The following is a 16,416-nucleotide window of genomic DNA, read 5'->3' as shown; positions in this document are numbered from 1 at the left end:
TACACTACTTTTTGCTATGCGACTTTAAGGCATGGCCGACTCACGAAGTCACCATTGCGCGGGCTTTCGTGCACCTCTTCTGCACGTGTCTGCCGACACCGAGCGAAAAATGACTGCTTGGTGAAGCGTTTCGCCATTCATTACTCTGGCCCACGCCTGAACTTTCTCGCCTCACACTCCGGAACAGCCGGCCGCACCGACGGCCTCTCGTTCGCTCATCGCTTGCTCCGCAAACGGCGGCAGCCAGGTATCACTGTGGCCATTTTTTATTTTATGTGTTTGAACTGGACGCCTAATCCAGCTAGGCAATAGGCCCCTGTGCGCTGTGACGTTAAGCGCCTGATTCGGTGACAAGGAGATGACCATGAAGATCAAGCATTTACGCATTCTGTCAGCAACCGCCGTTGCACTTCTCTCGCTCAGTGGCGCCGCGCAGGCTGGCGGCCCCGGGGGCCCCGGCGGCCTTTGTTCGAACGCAACGCTAAAGGGACCGTTTGGGTTTATCGGTCACGGAGAGATTCTTGGATTGATAGCTGCCGATGGTTCGGTGCATGCGTACGCCACCACGTCGATCCTCGATGACGTCGCCCTGGTGACGTTCGACGGTAGGGGCAATTTTTCACGGACCGACTTCGGGGTTATCGGCGGGCTGCCGAAAGGGGGGCAGATTACATTCAATCCGAACCAGAGCGGCACCTACACGGTGAACTCCGATTGCACCGGCACCATGAAAGTCGTCTATACCGCCGGCGGAGCAGTGCCGGCCGGCGTCGAGACGGATCTGAACATCGTCGTCGCTGCCGACGGGACGCTCATCGAATCCGTTGTCTACAGGGCGGTCACCGTGTCAGGCGCGAGCGCGGACGGCATGGTAACGTGTCCATCGAATTGCGAGCAAGCTGTGCAAGAAAGCTTTGAGGGGAAAAAGGTCGTGGTCTACGGCTTCCGTTAGTCGAGTCCCCGATCTATCGCGGGCCGGAGGCCGCCGGTGCTCGTCATGCTGGCGGGCCGCGCGGAAACCGTCACGACGCGACATCAACTATCGATGCAGCAGCGCGGAGGCCCGCAACGACGGGCCTCCGCGCTCACGATCCTCAGAACGAAGATCGCTTGTCAGTAAGGAAAGCAATCGCTTTCGGTTCGGTTGGCTAGTGCCCGTTAAGCAGGACGTTTGCGATGACACCGGTCGCGATGGCGGCGAGTACATAGTCCCCGTTCACGCCTACCCATTGATACCCGCGCGGTGGCGCTTGCAGGCCGTGTTCGTGCCAGTTGTCGACAACGTAGTTGCGATCCCGGTACTCTGCCGGAAGCCGCTCGCCCTTGTGCCAATCGTTGTGGGGAACGGGACCGCCCGGGCCCCCCAACGACGCTTCGTGCGGAGCAGGGCCGTGACCATGCCCGTGCTGGACGTCGTGCCCTGGATTGGGTCCGTGTTGCGAATGCTGGTCACCGCCGTGATTGTCGTCGTGCTGCTGCGCGAAAACCGCAACGGGTGTGCCGAGTAACGACACGATCAAAAGCGGTGCGACGATGCTCGACTTCATGGTCTTGCCTCCGAAAGAATGACAGGATGACAGTTTGGTGTTCGAGGACCTATCTGCCTCGAAACACGTGCTGCGTCTTGATTGCCCCGCTACGCGACGTGGCTTGCTGATCATCGTTCGCGACGTCTGCGCTGGCAAATAATGTCATAAGAACGTCAGTTCGCCAAAACCGCACGTGACCGCTTCACTTTTGATCGAAGGGACTGGAACGGCAACCTGAGAAGTGCTGACGACCGGCGCGCGATGTCGCTCGCCAATCTAGACCCGGAATACTGCACTGTCATTACGGCCGAGGCACGCCGGCGTAGTACTCAGTTCAACGCGACTGCAGCGGCGGCGCTCACCGGCGAGCCTTCGATCGCCACCGACTGCGCGCCGTCCGGCCCAACGGGCACGTCGCCGACAAGCGTCGTGCGATACAGTTGCCGGTCGAAGTCGAGATCGAAAATATCGGTGGGGGCGAGGTGAGCCGTCGCGCGGTTGTCCCAGAAGGCGACGCTGCCGGCCTCCCACTTGAAGCGCACAGTGAACTCCGGCCGCGTCACATGTTCCCAGAGCAGTTCGAGCAACACCTGGCTTTCGCGAGGACTCACACCGACGATCGACTTCAGGAAGCTCGGGCTGACATAGAGCGCCCGCTCGCCCGTTTCCGGATGAACTCTGACGAGCGGATGTTCGGTAACGAGAATGCGTTGTTCGACGGCTTTGACAAACGCTTCCGTCCCACTGGCGCCGACGGGTGGTGTAAAGCGATGAAGCCCTCGCAGGCCGTCGACGAACGTGCGTAACGGTGCGGAAAGCTTCTGATAGGCCGCCACCAGGTTGGTCCACTGCGTGTCGCCGCCGTACGGCGGAATCGTCACGCCGCGCAGGATCGAAGCCCAGGGTGGATTGAGCGCGGCGGTCACGTCCGTGTGCCAACCGGTCCAGGGCCGCAGCAGCGCCTGCCCCTCGAAACGGGTCGCCTTGCGGTACTTTGAGATCGAATAGACCTCCGGATGGCCGTCGACATGGCCGAACACCGGATGTCCCAAGGTCAGCTCGCCAAACTGCGCCGAGAAAGCGACGTGCTGCTCGTGCGTCAGGAACTGCTCGCGAAAGAACACGACGCGCCATTTCAGCAGCGCCGCGCGAATGTCCGCGATCTGGCGCGCGTCCAGTTTCTGTGTGAGATCGATACCGTGAATTTCTGCGCCGATGTGCGCGGAAAGCGGGGTGACCGGAATCGACTGTACATCCTGCAATGCGGCTGCACTCATGGGAGGCTCCTGGCGAAGAGAACTGAATGGTTTGTTTGCATAGGGGATGCCGCGCGCGTCACCACGCGAGCCGCCATTCGGTGATCGGCGGACTGGCCACCGGAATGCGCGTGCCGCCGGGTAGGGTATCGTCTCCGCGAGGTTCGCGGCGATCGCCGTCTTGCTCGGCGAAATCGGCTAGCACTTCGTCGCGCAAACGAATGAAGCGGGGATCGTTGCGCTCGCGTGGACGCGGCAAAGCGACATCGACGATCCGCTTGATGCGGCCCGGCCGCGGCGCCATCGTGATAACCCGATCGCCGAGGTAGAGCGCTTCGTCGACGTCGTGCGTGACGAGAATCATCGTGATGCGTTCGTGTTCCCAGATGCGTTGCAATTCGTTTTGCAAGCGGCCGCGCGTGAGCGCATCGAGCGCACCGAACGGTTCGTCGAGCAGCAGCACGCGCGGGCGGTTCACGAGACCGCGTGCGATCGCCACGCGTTGCGCCATCCCGCCCGACAGTTGATGCGGATAGGCATGTTCGAAGCCATTCAGGCCGACGAGCGCGATGTGCTGCGCGACCGCGTCGCGTTTTTCGTGCGCCGATAGCGGCGCGTTTCGCAGCGCGGCGAGAATGTTTTGCGACGCGGTGAGCCACGGAAACAGGCGGTGGTCCTGAAACACGATGCCACGCTCGAGCGACGTATCACGGACCTTTTCTCCGGCGACGACGATATCGCCGGTGTAATCGGTATCCAGTCCCGCGATCAGCCGCAGCAAGGTCGACTTGCCGCAACCGCTCGATCCGAGCACGCTGACGAATTCGCCGGGACGCACCCGCAGGCTGACGTCGTCGAGCACCGCGAGCGGCGCACCGCCTTGTTGCGCGTAGCGCTTGCTGACGTGGAGAATGTCGATGCTTTCGGAAAGCGTGGAAGAAGTCATGAGCGGACCTTGATCTGTATTCGGTGCAAGTTCAGTGGGCAGTCGATGAATATCGGGCACGTGTTTATCGTGCGGCCACCTGCGAACGGCGCGCAAAGATCGCTCGTTCCAGCGCGCGCGCCAGCGCGTTCAACGCCCAACCGGTGACACCGACCACGATCACGCCGAACAGCACCAGATCCATGCGGAACTGTTCGCTGCCGTCGATCAGCGTATTGCCGATGCCGCTACCCGCCACCAGCAGATATTCCGCGCCGAGCGTGGCGAGCCACGAATAGATCAGCGCGAGATAGATGCCGGTGAAAATTGACGGCAGCGCGGCCGGCAAAATGACAGCACGGATCAATTGCCAGCGCGAATAGCGAAAAGCGCGCGCGACTTCGATGTAGGCGCGCGGCACGGCGTGAATGCCGTCACACGTGTGCGCGGCGACCGGCAGCAACGCCGCGAGCGACAGGAACACGACTTTCGCCGCATCGCCGAGACCGAACCACACGGAGATCAACGGGATCCATGCAAACAGCGAGATCTGTTTGAACGTGTCGAAGCTCGGGCCGATCATGCGTGTGGCGAGCCGTGAGAAGCCGAGCACGCTGCCGAGCAGCAGGCCGCCGAGCGTGCCGATCACGAAGCCGCTCGCTTCGCGCGCAAGTGACGCGGAGAGGGCCTTGAAAAGCGCGCCGCTGACGATCTGTTGCCAGGCGGTGGCCAGCACCTGCGCGGGGCTGACCAGCAAGCCGCTTTTGATCAGGTGTGCTTCCGAGACGGCCCACCAGATCGCGATGGCGACGATGGGCAAGATGGCGCCGCGCCGGTCGACGCGTGCGAACAGCGGCCGGCGCGGCCGTGCCGCGCGCTGGAAGGCGGCGGGCACGTTGCCGCAGTCGCAGGATACATCGGCCGACTGCTTCGATCCGGCGGGGCGTTTGAAAGGAGCAAGACTCATCGTAGGTGCCTCATAAGCGGTGCGTGGCAGCGGTTGGCGCCATTACTCGCGAAACGCCGACGGCTGTCCGCGCCGCAACCGCGCTTCGAGTGCGTCGAGCGAACGATTCATCGCGTAACCGATGGCGCCCACCACGACCACCGACGCCATCACCAGGTCGAGCTGAAACAGCTGCCGGCCGTAGACGATCAGATAGCCGAGCCCTTCGGAAGACGCCACCAGTTCGACCACCACCAGCGCGAGCCAGGCTTTGGTGAATGCGAGCCGTATTCCGGTGGCAAGCGTCGGCACGGCAGCGGGCAGGACAAGATAGAAGATCCGTTGCCAGCCGTTGTATTCGAATACGCGCGCGACTTCATCGAGCGAGGCGGGTGTCTGGCGGAATCCTTGCAGCGTGCTCAACGTGACTGGCACGAGCGCCGCGTGCGCGATGAGGATGTATTTGAGCGGTTCGCCGACACCGACGAGCAGCAGAAGAAACGGCAGCCAGCCGAGCACCGGGATTTGCACGAGCGCATTGAAGCTCGGCAACACGTAGGCTTCGAAGGTGCGCGACAGACCGAGCGCCGCGCCGAGCACAAAACCGAGCAAGGTGCCCGCAGCGAAGCCGAACAGCACGCGTTGCAGACTGATCAGCGTGTTGCTGGCGAGATCGCCGCTTTTTGCCAGTTCGACGAAGGTGTCGAACACGCGCTCGGGCGGTGGCAGGATCTGCGGTGCGATCCAGCCATGCTCGCAGCCGATGCTCCATAAGGCGAACAGGACGGCTGGCAAGACCCACGGCGCGAGCTGCCACGCGAGTGCGCGCAGCCACGGGTTGCGATGCGGTGGCGCGTACGCGGTATCTGGCACCGGCACTACGGCGCCGTGGCCGAGCCGTTCGTTCTCAACCTGGAGTGCGGTTTCGCTCATCGTGATCGCTCCCGTTTTAGCTGAGCGGCTTGCCGGCGGCGTCGTAGCGCGTCCAGTAGTGGTCGAGTTTCTGAGCGCGCAGCGCGTTGTCGAGATACTTCGTCTCGAACCAGTTATCGACCTCGACCGGCTGACGGATCAGTTTGAGTTTCAGCGCATCCGCCGCGACCGCTTTATAGCGCGCGACGATGAACGGGTCGATCAACGGCGAGTTGCGGTCCTTCAGACTTTGATTCGCGAACTCGGCCTGCCAGGAGGAATAGGGCACGCCGCTTTTGGCCCACAGCTTGAAGAGCGCATCGCGGTTCGCTTCATCCGACGACCATTGCGCGCCCTGGACGAGCACGTTGACCACGCGTTGCACGATATCCGAATGCGCGCGATCGAAGTCGTCGAGCACCAGCAGATGCGCTTGACGCGTGAATTGGGGGCCATCGTTCTGCGATTCGTAGACGATTTTCGCGAGACCCTGGTCACGCAGCTTGTACAAATGGTAATCGTTGACCGACGCATCGATTCCCTTGGACGCCAGCGCGGCGAGCGAACTCGCGGAATCGAGATTGATCACGCGCAGATCCCGTTCGTCGAGTTGATTGGCGGCGAGCGCATTGTCCGCGACGAGTTGCAGATTGGTGCCGCGAAAGATCGACACGCGGCGGCCTTTCAGGTCCTTGATCGAGCGGATGTCCGAATCTGCTGGCACGGCGATTTTGACGCCGACGCGGACACCCGAGGCGAGCAGCAGGCGCGTCTTCAGGCCGTTGGCGCGGCCAAGCACCGCGGGCAGATCGCCCTGATAGGCGAAGTCGAGCGACTTGTTGGCGATCGCTTCGTTGACTGCGGGGCCGGCGCCTTTGAAGAACAGCCATTCGACCTTGATGCCGTCGGCGGCGAATTCCTTCTCGAGCGACTGCTGCAATTGCACCGTAGCCGCGGGTGAACCGCCAAAGGTAGGGGGATCGCCCGTACCCTGCTGCGCGACGCCGATGCGAATCACCGCCGGCTTGTCGGCATAGGCGTGAACCGCGGCGAGCGACAGGGCCGCCACGGCGACGAAAGATTTCAGCAGACGAAAATAGCGCATGCGGCAATACCAGTCGAATGAAGGGAGTGGGGTGCCAATACTCAGATGGGGCGATCACCGGCACTACACGTTAGATTCGCGTGCGCTCGAATCCAACCAATCATTCCTGATAAGAAAATCTGCAGGAGTTCGAACCCTGCGCAATACAGCGAATAAGCAAAGCGAAATTCGCTTTCCGCCGACGAGGGGTACGCGCTCAGCGCATTCCTGCTCAACCAGAACGGCATCGTGCCGGCGAATACGCGGCTCGATGCCGCCTCGCTGCCGCGTGTGGTGATGCCCAATCATGACGGTTTCGTGGCCGATCCGCGTCCGGGACGGCTGTGAGGGTGAGGCCCTCGCGCTAATGTACCGGGGGGCGTGCCGCACTCCGATCAATGATCCTAATCAATTTTCGCTTCAATTTCCGTCGCAGCGTAATCTGCAAAGATAGACTCAGCTAGCGCTTTCGCTCGCGACACAGCGGGCGAAAGCGTTCGCGCCGCGAGGGTCACTGAACCCAACCGGGCAGCACGCTCGAGAGGCGGATCCAGCGGCACTTCGACCAGTGCGCCGCGCTGAATCGCGTTTCTGAATACAGACCGGTTGCCAAATACGACCACCCTTGCGCCGACAGCTGCAGCTTCAACATCGCGGAAATCATCGCTCCGGAATGAAATGACAGAGGCGATGGACTGTTCGAAATACTCGCAAAGGTCAGCCATCGCCCAGGGTGACAATTCAATGGAACCTATTCGGTGACTCAGGAGTTCGTCACGAGGCACGACCGATCGCGCTGCGAGGGGGTGGTCCGGGGCGCAGAAAAATCCGCTGGACCAGCGAGGCAGCGGACTTAGATGTAAATCGCTTCGATCCTCCAGCAGCGCTATGTCTCCAAAAAATATGTCGACCTGCTCGTCGAGAAGCAGGCGTAGCAGGGCATCCCGGCCACCTCTCTTTATGCTCACATGCACCTGAGGCGCATGCAGCAGGAAATAGTCAAGGAGCGGCTGGGTCAACAGGATCGCTGGCGTTGCGCCGAGGCCGATCGACAGCTCGCCATATTCGCCGAGTTGCATGAGAGCAAGATCTCGTTGCAACTCGTTCGCTTCCAGAACGATTCTGCGTGCTCTTTCCGTAAACACCTTACCGAACGGCGTCAACGACACGCCGCTGGGGCTGCGATCAAAAAGCGCAATGCCCAGTTCGGCCTCAATCGACTGAATGCTGCGAGACAACGCGGGCTGACTCAGGTTGACGTCGATGCTGGCGCGACTGAATGTCAGATGTTGTGCCAAGCTCAACACATGACGAAGTTTGCGGATATCCACGAGTGTCTTTTACAAAGTAACGAAAGGTGTGAACCGGGCACTTCCGTGCAATTGGCGACCGGGACATCCTGCCTTTCTGTCAATCTGACTGTGGTACATGGGCGCGTGCCACACAGGCTTGAGATCCCATGTCCCATGGTGAACATATATATCACGATACCGGCGAGCCACGAATCCGCGCAGCACCGAACGCGGGTTCGAGACGCGCCGCCCCAGGGGTAACTCCCTACGGGAAGGCGACGCACCCCTCGCGATGAGCTAAGGCCCGTTGGGCAAGGCTATGCGCACTGTGCATAGGCTGTCTGGATATTCGCATTGGCCACGCCCAATTTCTCCGAATAGCATGCTTCACCAGAAAGGACGACATTCACGCCCGGCTCGCACAGACGCTGGCTAACACCACGACCGGCCGAGCCGAGTATTCCTCAAAAAGAGAGCACAAAGCATGCATATCAGCCCGCGAATTCAAACGCTAGCTTCCGACATGAGAGCATGGCGGCACATGATTCACAGCAAGCCGGAGATCGCATTCCGGGAGCACGGCACAGCCGAGTTTGTTGCTGCGCTTCTGCGCAGTTTTGGCGTCGAGGTTCATACGGGAATTGGACAGACCGGCGTTGTCAGCATTATCCATGGCAGACTGGGCGATGGGCCAACTATCGCGCTTCGTGCTGACATGGATGCGCTGCCGATGAATGAACAGGGGCGGCCTGTCTATCGTTCCGTTTTTGAGGGTGTGTTTCACGGCTGTGGTCACGACGGGCATGTATCCATTCTCCTGGGAACTGCCCGCTACCTCGCCGCGAATCCGTTGTTTCGTGGCAAGGTCGTGTTGATATTCCAGCCAGCGGAAGAGATCGTTCGTGGTAGTCAGGCGATGCTGGACGACGGTCTGCTTGAGCGATTCCCGTTTGATGAAATATATAGTCTGCATAACGATCCAATGTTGCCGCCGCACAAGATCGGTGTGCGCGCGGGAGCGCAACAGGCCTCCTCGGATTTCTTCACAATCCGCGTCAAAGGCGTCGGTACGCATGCGGGTATGCCGCACCTCGGCGTGGATCCCATTACGATTGGCGCGACCCTGGTCTCTTCGCTGCAGACAATCGTCAGCCGGTCGGTCAACCCGTTGGAAAGCGTAGTGATTACCATAGCGCGCTTCCACGCAGGCGATGCGCCCAACGTGATTCCACACGAGGCCGTGCTGGATGGAACGGTCCGGGCGTTGTCTGCCGCCTCGCGGGAACTCGCCATCGAGCGCATTCACGATATCTGCAAAGGTCTTGAGCTGGCCAATCGTACGCAGATCGATATTGAATACTCGAATAGCACACCGCCGATCATCAATAGCGACGGCCCAGTGAAATGCGTGATCTCCGCGGCCCATGAAGTGGTCGGAAAACACAATGTCATCGAGAGCATTGCACCGCTGATGGCCGGCGACGATGTAGCGAATTTCCTCGAAGCCCGACCTGGGTGCCACTTCCTGCTCGGGCAAGGCGGGCGCATGTGTCACCACCCGGAATACGACTTCAACGACGATGTGGCGCCGATAGGCGTTGCCATGTTCGTGGCCGTACTTCGCTCAAGGCTCGGTGTAGAGATTGAGGATCAGGTCGCAGCGGAATCAGTCGACGAGGGCGCACGCGAAACAACCGGATTTTGAAGAGAACGACTGGAACGGTTGGCAAGAACTCGGATCTCGTTGGGTCATCGTTCGATCCGTTTCGAAATAAATTCTGACAATAAGCACCACATGGAGACAAGCATGGCGACTTCAGATTCCCCTTCCAGGAAAGGGGTGTTGATAGAGCGGCGCTCAATTGACTATATCCCGGACAACGAACGACACGGTAGCCCTCTAAGCCAATTTACCCTTTGGATCAGCGCCAACCTGACTGTTACGTGTGCGGTCACGGGTGCACTTACTGTCGTACTGGGCGGCGATGTGTTCTGGTCGCTGGTCGGCCTGTTCATTGGCCAGTTGATAGGCGGTGTGGTTATGGCGCTTCACGGCGCTCAGGGACCGCAGATTGGTCTGCCGCAGATGATATTGAGCCGTGTCCAGTTCGGCGTGTACGGCGCGATCATTCCGCTGGTGCTTGTCTGCATCATGTACATCGGCTTTCTGACGGGCGGGACGGTTCTGACGGGGCAGGCCGTGGGTCAACTGCTCCATGTGAGCACCACCAACGCCATTCTGATTCTCGGCGCGCTGGTAACGATGCTAGCGTTGTTTGGCTACAAGACCATCCACGCAATGGGGCGCGTCTACAGCGTGGTGGGCGGGCTAACGTTCGTTTATCTTTTCGTTAGCCTCCTGCATGGACACGATGTTTCGACGTTGTTGGGCACCCGACACTTCACATGGCCAACGTTCCTCTTTGCCGTGTCGCTATCGGCCTCATGGCAGATATCGTACGGTCCGTACGTGGCGGATTACTCCCGTTACCTGCCAAAATCAACCTCCCCGTTGGTCACCTTCCTTGCGGTTGGCATTGGCTCAGTGCTGGGATCCCAGTTCGCGATGACTTTTGGCGTACTCGCCTCAGCCATTGCAGGGGCGCAATTCGCTGGTCACGAAGTTACCTTCATGGTGGGGCTTGGTTCGGCTGGTGCTATTGCGGCGGTGCTTTACCTGGCGATCACGCTTGGGAAACTCATTGCGTCGACGCTTTGCGTGTATGGAAGCGTCATGTCAGTCGCCACAATTACAACCGCACTAAACGGCAAGCAGGTCATTGGAAGAGGCGCGCGGCTCGTGATGATACTTGCGGTCGTCGTGACATATACAGGCCTCGCGCTTGCGGCCAATCACAGTTTCCTTAGAACATTTACCGAATTCATTTTGTTCCTGTTAGCGTTTTTCACGCCGTGGAGCGCTATCAATCTGGTCGACTACTACTGTGTTTCGAGAGAGTACGTTGACATTCCGGCGCTGTCCGATGTGAATGGCCGCTACGGGAAGTGGAACATTCCTGGCATTGCGGTCTACGTAATCGGTGTGGTGGTGCAGATTCCTTTCCTCTCAAGTGAGTTTTACACCGGCCCGCTATTCAATCTACTCGGTGGCGTCGACATCTCGTGGATTGTCGGCATCGTGATACCCGGAGCGATCTACTACTGGGTCACGCGAACGCACCGTGTAGGTCACGCCGAGCGAACCATACGAGTAGACAGCCTCTAAGCTGAAGCCTCCCTGATAGGTGCGTCGCTGTCGGAAGCTGCCTCTTGCGCATTGATGCAATGAGGCATTCCGGGGGCGTCGGCACGTCCATCGTCTTCCCTGAAGTTCCTTTTTTGAACCGGAATAAGAAATGAAACGCCATGTATTGCTAGGTGGCTTTATGGGTGTATTTGCGCTCACGGGATATGCGCAATCGAGCATTGCGCTTTATGGTCTGATTGACAACGGCATTTTCTATTCAACGAATCAGGGCGGCAATCATGCGCTTCAATTTGTTGCCTCACCTACTGAAACGAGCGTATGGGGCTTGCGCGGCGCGGAGGACCTCGGTGGTGGAAACAAGGCTATTTTCAAACTGGGATCTGCCTTCTCGACCGCCAACGGGACAACGTGGCCGAGTGGCCGTCTTTTTGGGGACTATGCGTGGGTGGGCCTCAGCAACAGCACGGCCGGCACGTTGAAGATGGGGCGCATGCTGGACTCTGTTGGGGACTATCTGGGGGATTTCGCGGCGGGAGGGAGTTGGGGCGGCGTCCTTTACGCACATCCGCTCGATAACGATAACCTCTGGGGGACTTATATGGTGAACAACGCCATCAAGTATCAGAGTATCAGTCTGGCGGGTCTGGCGTTCGGCGGCATGTACGCGTTTAGCAATAAGTCGGCTGCAACTTCAGGCTCGGGATCTGGCTTTGTGGACAACCGATTGTGGGCAGCTGGTGTGGAGTATTCGGCGGGGCCGGTGAGGCTCGCGGCGGTGTACGAGCAACTCGATAATTCAGGCGACGATGTGCCTGGCACGTATGGCGCAGTGGATGTCGCCGATGCAAACTTCATGGCTGCAAGGCAACGGATCTATGGGGTAGGCGCCAGCTATGCGCTCGATCACATTGATCTGAGCGCCAACGTCACGCGAACCGTTCTTTCCTCACCCACCGGCGAGTGGCAGAACGCCCAGTTCACAGGGGCAAGTTCAATGAGCTTCAACAACTATGAAATCAATGCGATCTACCATGCGACGGCGTCGCTGGATCTGAAAGGTGCGTATACCTACACCACTGCTAGCGTTAGCGGGAGATCGCCGCACTGGAATCAGCTTGGCCTGCTGGCTGAATATGCCCTATCTCAACGAACAAGTCTGTATGCGGATGGTGTCTATCAACGGGTTCATGGGGACGGTTCGCAGTTTTCGTATGCCCAGATCAATAGTCTTTCCCCAGCCTCGGGTGACTCGCAGGCATTGCTCGGCGTGGGAATAAAGCACCGATTTTAAAGACCATCGATATGCCGGCGTGAACTCGAGGAATTGCCTTGATGACGCGTGGCCGCTCACGGCGCCGCGGACAGCGGCGTCGCACTATTTGATCGTATCGGCGGCAACCTTGCACACAGCGGCGTCCTGCTCGGCAGTGCCGCCACTACAGCCGATCGCGCCGACAAGTTTTCCTGCTTCGACGAGAGGAAACCCTCCCGGCGATGCAACCAACCCCGCATCCAGCGTGTTCACGTAGGCATGTCCGCTCTCAAACTGGTTGTAGAAGACCCGGGTTTCGCGACGAAATCGTGCTGACGTGCGCGCTTTGTTCTGCGATATCGCGATCGACGCATACTGCGCACCGTCCATTCGTTCGAACGCGAGGAGTTCGCCATGCGTGTCGACCACAGCAATGTCCATTTTCCAGTCGTGCTTCTTCGCTTCGGTTTCTGCAATCGTGAGCAGCCTCTTCGCAGTGTCCAGACCAATCGGCGTGCCATAGGGAATATCAAATGGCATCTTGTCGGGCGTTCCGCCCGCGGAAGGTTGTGAGGCCGGGGTTTGGGCTGTCGCAGCGGTTGCCACGAGGAGGCAGGCTGCGCACGCGATCTGGACGAGGTTTTGCATCGCACCATCTCCTGACTGTTGGTCCGATAGTTGCCAACGTAACGCGAGAAGAGTCGGCCTGCAAGGTCATTTGCGCATCACGAACGCAAGGGGATTTGCCACACCCGCTGAAGCCAAACACCCGGTAGCGCGCGCTTCCATTGCCTACACTCTGGTTACGCGCAGAACGCTTTCGAGCAACCCGATCGCGCTAGCGTTCGCGGTCGAGCTTGCGCGTAGGAATCCCGACTCGTACCAATCGTAAGGGGAATCGTCATGGCGACTTATGTGGTTCTTGCACAGTTCACCGATCAAGGTATACGCAACATCAAGAACAGCCCACAGCGGGCCGGTCAAGCGGCTGAACTGGCCAAAACCTTTGGCTGTGAAATGAAAGAGATTTACTGGACAGTGGGCAAATACGACATCGTGACGGTCGTCGACGCACCGGATGAGCAAAGCTTTGCGGCATTCGGCTACGCGCTAGGGTCCGCAGGCAATGTCCGCACGCAAACGCTCCGGGCGTTCACGAAGGACGAATGCAGCGCGATTATCGGCAAACTTCCATAAAACCGTCAGTCATCCGGCACGCGAGCCGTTTTCTTTCCGCGACGCTTTCTTAGGAGGTCACGATGAACACACAGGCAAACGACAGTGAAGACGTACGCGCATTCGTGCAAACAGCCGAGCAGGCTGGCGAGTATGTCTGGGTCATTACGCTGGTCGACTTCGGGGCACAAAAGGTCAAACGGGCAATGGTTTCGGACGACACATTCGCCATGCGTGCTGCGGCGCAAGACGCCGGCGAAGCCCATCTGAAGGCGCTGGCGCAAGACCGGTAGCGAGGCGGGCAGGCGTCTTGCTTTCGCTCATGGACAGACTAAAGTTGGACCAGAGGCAGTGTGCCGCGCGAGGAGGAAGCCCATGTCCACTACGCTACAAGCTTCGACATCGCCTCTCACGGTGTCCGTCGAAGCAGGTCGCTTCCACGTCACTCGACCAGCAAGCGCGAACGATGTGATCGACTTGGTGCGGAAAAATAATATCCAGATCGTCGATCTGAAGTTCACCGACTTACCCGGACTCTGGCAGCACTTCTCGATCACGCTTCCTGAAGTTCACCCGGACCTGTTTAGCGCTGGAATCGGCTTCGACGGTTCGTCGATCCGCGGCTTTCAGGAGATCCACGAATCGGACATGCTGCTCAGACCCGATCCGGCGACCGCTTTCATCGATCCGGTTTGCGGCACGCCGACTCTGTCGATCATCTGTGACGTGGTCGACCCGGTTTTGCAGCAGCCGTATTCACGCGATCCGCGCTACGTGGCGAAAAAAGCGGAAAACTATCTACGCCAAACCGGTATCGCGACCACCTGCTATGTCGGGCCCGAACTCGAGTTCTTCATTTTCGACTCCATCCGCTTCGGTCAGGACCAGCACTGCGGTTTCTACTATGTCGAGTCGTCCGAGGGCGACTGGAACACCGGTCGTGACGAGGGCGCGTACGGCGGCGGCAATCTCGGCTATAAGCAGCGCTACAAGGAGGGCTATTTCCCGGTACCGCCTCACGACACGCTGCAGGAAATCCGCTCGGAGATCGCGTTGACGCTGGAGCAGGCTGGCGTGCAGATTGAAGTACATCACCATGAGGTCGCGACCGCCGGCCAGAACGAAATCGACATGCGGTTTGCGACGCTCACGCGCATGGCCGACAACGTGATGATCTACAAATACGTTTGCAAGAACGTCGCGCGCCGGCACGGGAAAGTGGCCACGTTCATGCCGAAGCCGCTGTTTGCCGACAACGCGAGCGGCATGCATTGTCACCAGAGCTTGTGGCAAGACGACAAGAATCTCTTTTACGACGCGAACGGCTGGGCGCTGACTTCCGACCTGTGCCGTTGGTACATCGGCGGTTTGCTGCAACACGCCCCCGCGCTGATGGCCTTTTGCGCCCCGACCACCAATTCATACAAGCGTCTGGTCCCGGGGTACGAGGCGCCCGTCAATCTGGCGATGTCGCAGCGCAACCGTTCGGCCGCGGCGCGCATTCCGATGTATTCGGATTCACCGAATGCGCGGCGCGTCGAGTTTCGCTGCCCGGACCCATCGGCCAATGCGTACCTAGCCTTTGCGGCGATGCTGATGGCCGGCCTCGATGGGATCGAAAACAGGACCGATCCGGGCGAGCCGCTCGACCGGAACATCTACGACCTGCCGCCCGAAGAAGCCCGCAACATACGGCAGGTTCCGGGCTCGCTCGACGCGTCGCTCGCGGCGCTGGAGGCCGATAACGCGTTTCTGCGCAAAGGCGATGTTTTCACCGAAGACGTGATTCAGACCTGGATCGACTACAAGCGCAAACGCGAAATCGACCCGATCAAATTGCGTCCCCATCCCTGGGAGTTCTATCTGTATTTCGATACTTAAAAGTAGTATGCGAACCGCTCGCACAGAACACGTGCATAAGGGCTTGCCTCCCGGCCCTATGTGAGGGTGACTATACTCAAAGAGGCCGCTTCTGATTCAGGTTCGCCGGGCTCAAGGGGTAGAGGCGCCGAGCACGATTTCAACGCGAACCGGCCGGGTCATGGGGAGGAAGGTATGTTCAAACATCTACTGGTGCCGACCGACGGTTCAGCGCTTTCTGAGGCCGCCATTCAGATGACGATAACGCTCGCCGTGGAGAGCGGCGCCAAAATTACGGGACTCCACGTCATCCCGGAGTTTCATGTCCTCGCCTATGGCACCGAGATGATCGCGGACAATGAGGACCGCATCATTCAAACCGCCCGGCAGCGTGCAGATGACTACCTGGGGATTGTCAAAAAAGCGGCTGCGCAAGCCGGTGTCGAGTGCAATACGGTTTCCACGAGTCGCGCTCATCCCTATGAGGCGATTATCAGCGTTGCAGCAGAACAGAACTGCGATCTCATAGTGATGGCGTCCCACGGTCGAAGCGGCATGCGGGCGCTTTTGCTCGGCAGCGAAACCCAGAAGGTCCTGACGCACACTCAGATCCCGGTCCTCGTCGTCCGGCAGTCGACACCGGCCGGGTTACCTCCCGGGAGGTAACCCGGCCGGTGGCTGAGCGAGCGCGACGGGCGCTAGCCCGCAAGCGTGCGCGGGTGACCTGGTGGTGAGCGGACCGTTACGCGGTGGTGTCGATGTTGCTGCCCAGTGCTACGCCATTGAGGGGGTAGGTCGGCGTCGATCCGTCCAACGGTTCGCGAGCGACAGTCGCGAATGGCGCAAGCATGCTTCGTTTGACCCCGCGGTTCAATGCGCAAACGGCACCGCCACGCGGTTTCGTATTACGAGAAGTTACGTTGCGTGGTCTTCGTAACGTCCGGTAAGTCTTCGAATTCAGGTCTCGATCGGCACG

16 protein-coding genes and 1 pseudogene are annotated in these 16,416 nt (G+C 59.5%); 9 read left to right on the top strand and 8 right to left on the bottom strand.

Annotated features, from left to right (window positions below; translation table 11 throughout):
• Nucleotides 1–364: 364 nt before the first annotated feature.
• Nucleotides 365–952 (top strand): hypothetical protein, encoded by a 588-nt coding sequence (locus GNZ12_RS39310; RefSeq protein ID WP_172317783.1) that lies wholly within the window; start codon nucleotides 365–367, stop codon nucleotides 950–952.
• A gap of 196 nt (nucleotides 953–1,148) precedes the next feature.
• Here the strand turns inward: GNZ12_RS39310 and GNZ12_RS39305 are convergent, their stop codons facing one another.
• From GNZ12_RS39305 to GNZ12_RS39280, 6 genes are all read right to left on the bottom strand, one after another.
• Nucleotides 1,149–1,547, bottom strand: a complete 399-nt coding sequence (locus GNZ12_RS39305; protein ID WP_172317781.1) for an RcnB family protein — start codon at nucleotides 1,545–1,547, stop codon at nucleotides 1,149–1,151.
• Nucleotides 1,548–1,858: 311 nt separating this feature from the next.
• Nucleotides 1,859–2,806 carry a TauD/TfdA dioxygenase family protein gene (locus tag GNZ12_RS39300; RefSeq protein WP_172317779.1) on the bottom strand — a complete coding sequence of 316 codons (948 nt, stop codon included), beginning with the start codon at nucleotides 2,804–2,806 and terminating at the stop codon, nucleotides 1,859–1,861.
• 58 nt (nucleotides 2,807–2,864) lie between these two features.
• A complete protein-coding gene (locus GNZ12_RS39295) occupies nucleotides 2,865–3,731 on the bottom strand; it encodes an ABC transporter ATP-binding protein (RefSeq protein WP_172317777.1) in 867 nt (288 codons plus the stop codon).
• 64 nt (nucleotides 3,732–3,795) lie between these two features.
• On the bottom strand, nucleotides 3,796–4,677 hold the full coding sequence (locus tag GNZ12_RS39290; protein ID WP_172317775.1) for an ABC transporter permease: 882 nt from the start codon (nucleotides 4,675–4,677) through the stop codon (nucleotides 3,796–3,798).
• Between the two features lie 42 nt (nucleotides 4,678–4,719).
• Nucleotides 4,720–5,589, bottom strand: a complete 870-nt coding sequence (locus GNZ12_RS39285; RefSeq protein ID WP_172317773.1) for an ABC transporter permease — start codon at nucleotides 5,587–5,589, stop codon at nucleotides 4,720–4,722.
• A gap of 16 nt (nucleotides 5,590–5,605) precedes the next feature.
• Nucleotides 5,606–6,673, bottom strand: coding sequence for an ABC transporter substrate-binding protein (locus tag GNZ12_RS39280; protein ID WP_172317771.1), 1,068 nt, complete (start codon nucleotides 6,671–6,673; stop codon nucleotides 5,606–5,608).
• A gap of 168 nt (nucleotides 6,674–6,841) precedes the next feature.
• On the opposite strand from GNZ12_RS39280, the pseudogene GNZ12_RS39275 reads away from it, so the two are divergent.
• Nucleotides 6,842–7,000 (top strand): annotated as a pseudogene (locus GNZ12_RS39275) (c-type cytochrome); the annotation flags it as partial.
• A gap of 56 nt (nucleotides 7,001–7,056) precedes the next feature.
• Here the strand turns inward: GNZ12_RS39275 and GNZ12_RS39270 are convergent.
• Nucleotides 7,057–7,983 (bottom strand): LysR family transcriptional regulator, encoded by a 927-nt coding sequence (locus tag GNZ12_RS39270; protein WP_172317769.1) that lies wholly within the window; start codon nucleotides 7,981–7,983, stop codon nucleotides 7,057–7,059.
• Between the two features lie 445 nt (nucleotides 7,984–8,428).
• Here GNZ12_RS39270 and GNZ12_RS39265 point away from each other — a divergent pair, with 445 nt between their 5' ends.
• The 3 genes from GNZ12_RS39265 (at nucleotide 8,429) to GNZ12_RS39255 (ending at nucleotide 12,443) form a co-directional block, all read left to right on the top strand.
• Nucleotides 8,429–9,649 (top strand): amidohydrolase, encoded by a 1,221-nt coding sequence (locus GNZ12_RS39265; protein ID WP_172317767.1) that lies wholly within the window; start codon nucleotides 8,429–8,431, stop codon nucleotides 9,647–9,649.
• Between the two features lie 102 nt (nucleotides 9,650–9,751).
• Nucleotides 9,752–11,170 (top strand): purine-cytosine permease family protein, encoded by a 1,419-nt coding sequence (locus GNZ12_RS39260; protein ID WP_235994040.1) that lies wholly within the window; start codon nucleotides 9,752–9,754, stop codon nucleotides 11,168–11,170.
• Between the two features lie 130 nt (nucleotides 11,171–11,300).
• Nucleotides 11,301–12,443 (top strand): porin, encoded by a 1,143-nt coding sequence (locus tag GNZ12_RS39255; RefSeq protein WP_172317763.1) that lies wholly within the window; start codon nucleotides 11,301–11,303, stop codon nucleotides 12,441–12,443.
• 84 nt (nucleotides 12,444–12,527) lie between these two features.
• Here GNZ12_RS39255 and GNZ12_RS39250 read toward each other — a convergent pair whose 3' ends face one another.
• Nucleotides 12,528–13,052, bottom strand: a complete 525-nt coding sequence (locus GNZ12_RS39250) for a GlcG/HbpS family heme-binding protein (protein WP_172317761.1) — start codon at nucleotides 13,050–13,052, stop codon at nucleotides 12,528–12,530.
• 255 nt (nucleotides 13,053–13,307) lie between these two features.
• Here GNZ12_RS39250 and GNZ12_RS39245 point away from each other — a divergent pair, with 255 nt between their 5' ends.
• The 4 genes from GNZ12_RS39245 (at nucleotide 13,308) to GNZ12_RS39230 (ending at nucleotide 16,106) form a co-directional block, all read left to right on the top strand.
• The gene (locus GNZ12_RS39245; RefSeq protein WP_172317759.1) at nucleotides 13,308–13,601 is read left to right on the top strand and encodes a GYD domain-containing protein; all 294 of its coding nucleotides are present in this window, start codon (nucleotides 13,308–13,310) and stop codon (nucleotides 13,599–13,601) included.
• A gap of 62 nt (nucleotides 13,602–13,663) precedes the next feature.
• The gene (locus GNZ12_RS39240; protein ID WP_172317757.1) at nucleotides 13,664–13,873 is read left to right on the top strand and encodes a hypothetical protein; all 210 of its coding nucleotides are present in this window, start codon (nucleotides 13,664–13,666) and stop codon (nucleotides 13,871–13,873) included.
• Between the two features lie 82 nt (nucleotides 13,874–13,955).
• Nucleotides 13,956–15,461 (top strand): type I glutamate--ammonia ligase, encoded by a 1,506-nt coding sequence (gene glnA / locus GNZ12_RS39235; RefSeq protein WP_172317755.1) that lies wholly within the window; start codon nucleotides 13,956–13,958, stop codon nucleotides 15,459–15,461.
• A gap of 174 nt (nucleotides 15,462–15,635) precedes the next feature.
• A complete protein-coding gene (locus GNZ12_RS39230; protein ID WP_172317753.1) occupies nucleotides 15,636–16,106 on the top strand; it encodes a universal stress protein in 471 nt (156 codons plus the stop codon).
• Nucleotides 16,107–16,416 lie beyond the last annotated feature (310 nt).

This window comes from Paraburkholderia solitsugae (genome assembly GCF_013177695.1).
In the GTDB taxonomy this organism is placed as follows: Bacteria; Pseudomonadota; Gammaproteobacteria; order Burkholderiales; family Burkholderiaceae; genus Paraburkholderia; species Paraburkholderia solitsugae.
Note: the sequence above shows the minus strand (reverse complement) of the source record. Positions and strands in the feature narration are given on the sequence as shown.

Bases quoted from the DNA above. Each gene is read 5' to 3' on its own strand.
- GNZ12_RS39310 (WP_172317783.1), top strand. From the start codon at position 365: ATGAAGATCAAGCATTTACGCATTCTGTCAGCAACCGCCGTTGCACTT.
- GNZ12_RS39305 (WP_172317781.1), bottom strand. From the start codon at position 1,547: ATGAAGTCGAGCATCGTCGCACCGCTTTTGATCGTGTCGTTACTCGGC.
- GNZ12_RS39300 (WP_172317779.1), bottom strand. From the start codon at position 2,806: ATGAGTGCAGCCGCATTGCAGGATGTACAGTCGATTCCGGTCACCCCG.
- GNZ12_RS39295 (WP_172317777.1), bottom strand. From the start codon at position 3,731: ATGACTTCTTCCACGCTTTCCGAAAGCATCGACATTCTCCACGTCAGC.
- GNZ12_RS39290 (WP_172317775.1), bottom strand. From the start codon at position 4,677: ATGAGTCTTGCTCCTTTCAAACGCCCCGCCGGATCGAAGCAGTCGGCC.
- GNZ12_RS39285 (WP_172317773.1), bottom strand. From the start codon at position 5,589: ATGAGCGAAACCGCACTCCAGGTTGAGAACGAACGGCTCGGCCACGGC.
- GNZ12_RS39280 (WP_172317771.1), bottom strand. From the start codon at position 6,673: ATGCGCTATTTTCGTCTGCTGAAATCTTTCGTCGCCGTGGCGGCCCTG.
- GNZ12_RS39265 (WP_172317767.1), top strand. From the start codon at position 8,429: ATGCATATCAGCCCGCGAATTCAAACGCTAGCTTCCGACATGAGAGCA.
- GNZ12_RS39260 (WP_235994040.1), top strand. From the start codon at position 9,752: ATGGCGACTTCAGATTCCCCTTCCAGGAAAGGGGTGTTGATAGAGCGG.
- GNZ12_RS39255 (WP_172317763.1), top strand. From the start codon at position 11,301: ATGAAACGCCATGTATTGCTAGGTGGCTTTATGGGTGTATTTGCGCTC.
- GNZ12_RS39250 (WP_172317761.1), bottom strand. From the start codon at position 13,052: ATGCAAAACCTCGTCCAGATCGCGTGCGCAGCCTGCCTCCTCGTGGCA.
- GNZ12_RS39245 (WP_172317759.1), top strand. From the start codon at position 13,308: ATGGCGACTTATGTGGTTCTTGCACAGTTCACCGATCAAGGTATACGC.
- GNZ12_RS39240 (WP_172317757.1), top strand. From the start codon at position 13,664: ATGAACACACAGGCAAACGACAGTGAAGACGTACGCGCATTCGTGCAA.
- glnA (WP_172317755.1), top strand. From the start codon at position 13,956: ATGTCCACTACGCTACAAGCTTCGACATCGCCTCTCACGGTGTCCGTC.
- GNZ12_RS39230 (WP_172317753.1), top strand. From the start codon at position 15,636: ATGTTCAAACATCTACTGGTGCCGACCGACGGTTCAGCGCTTTCTGAG.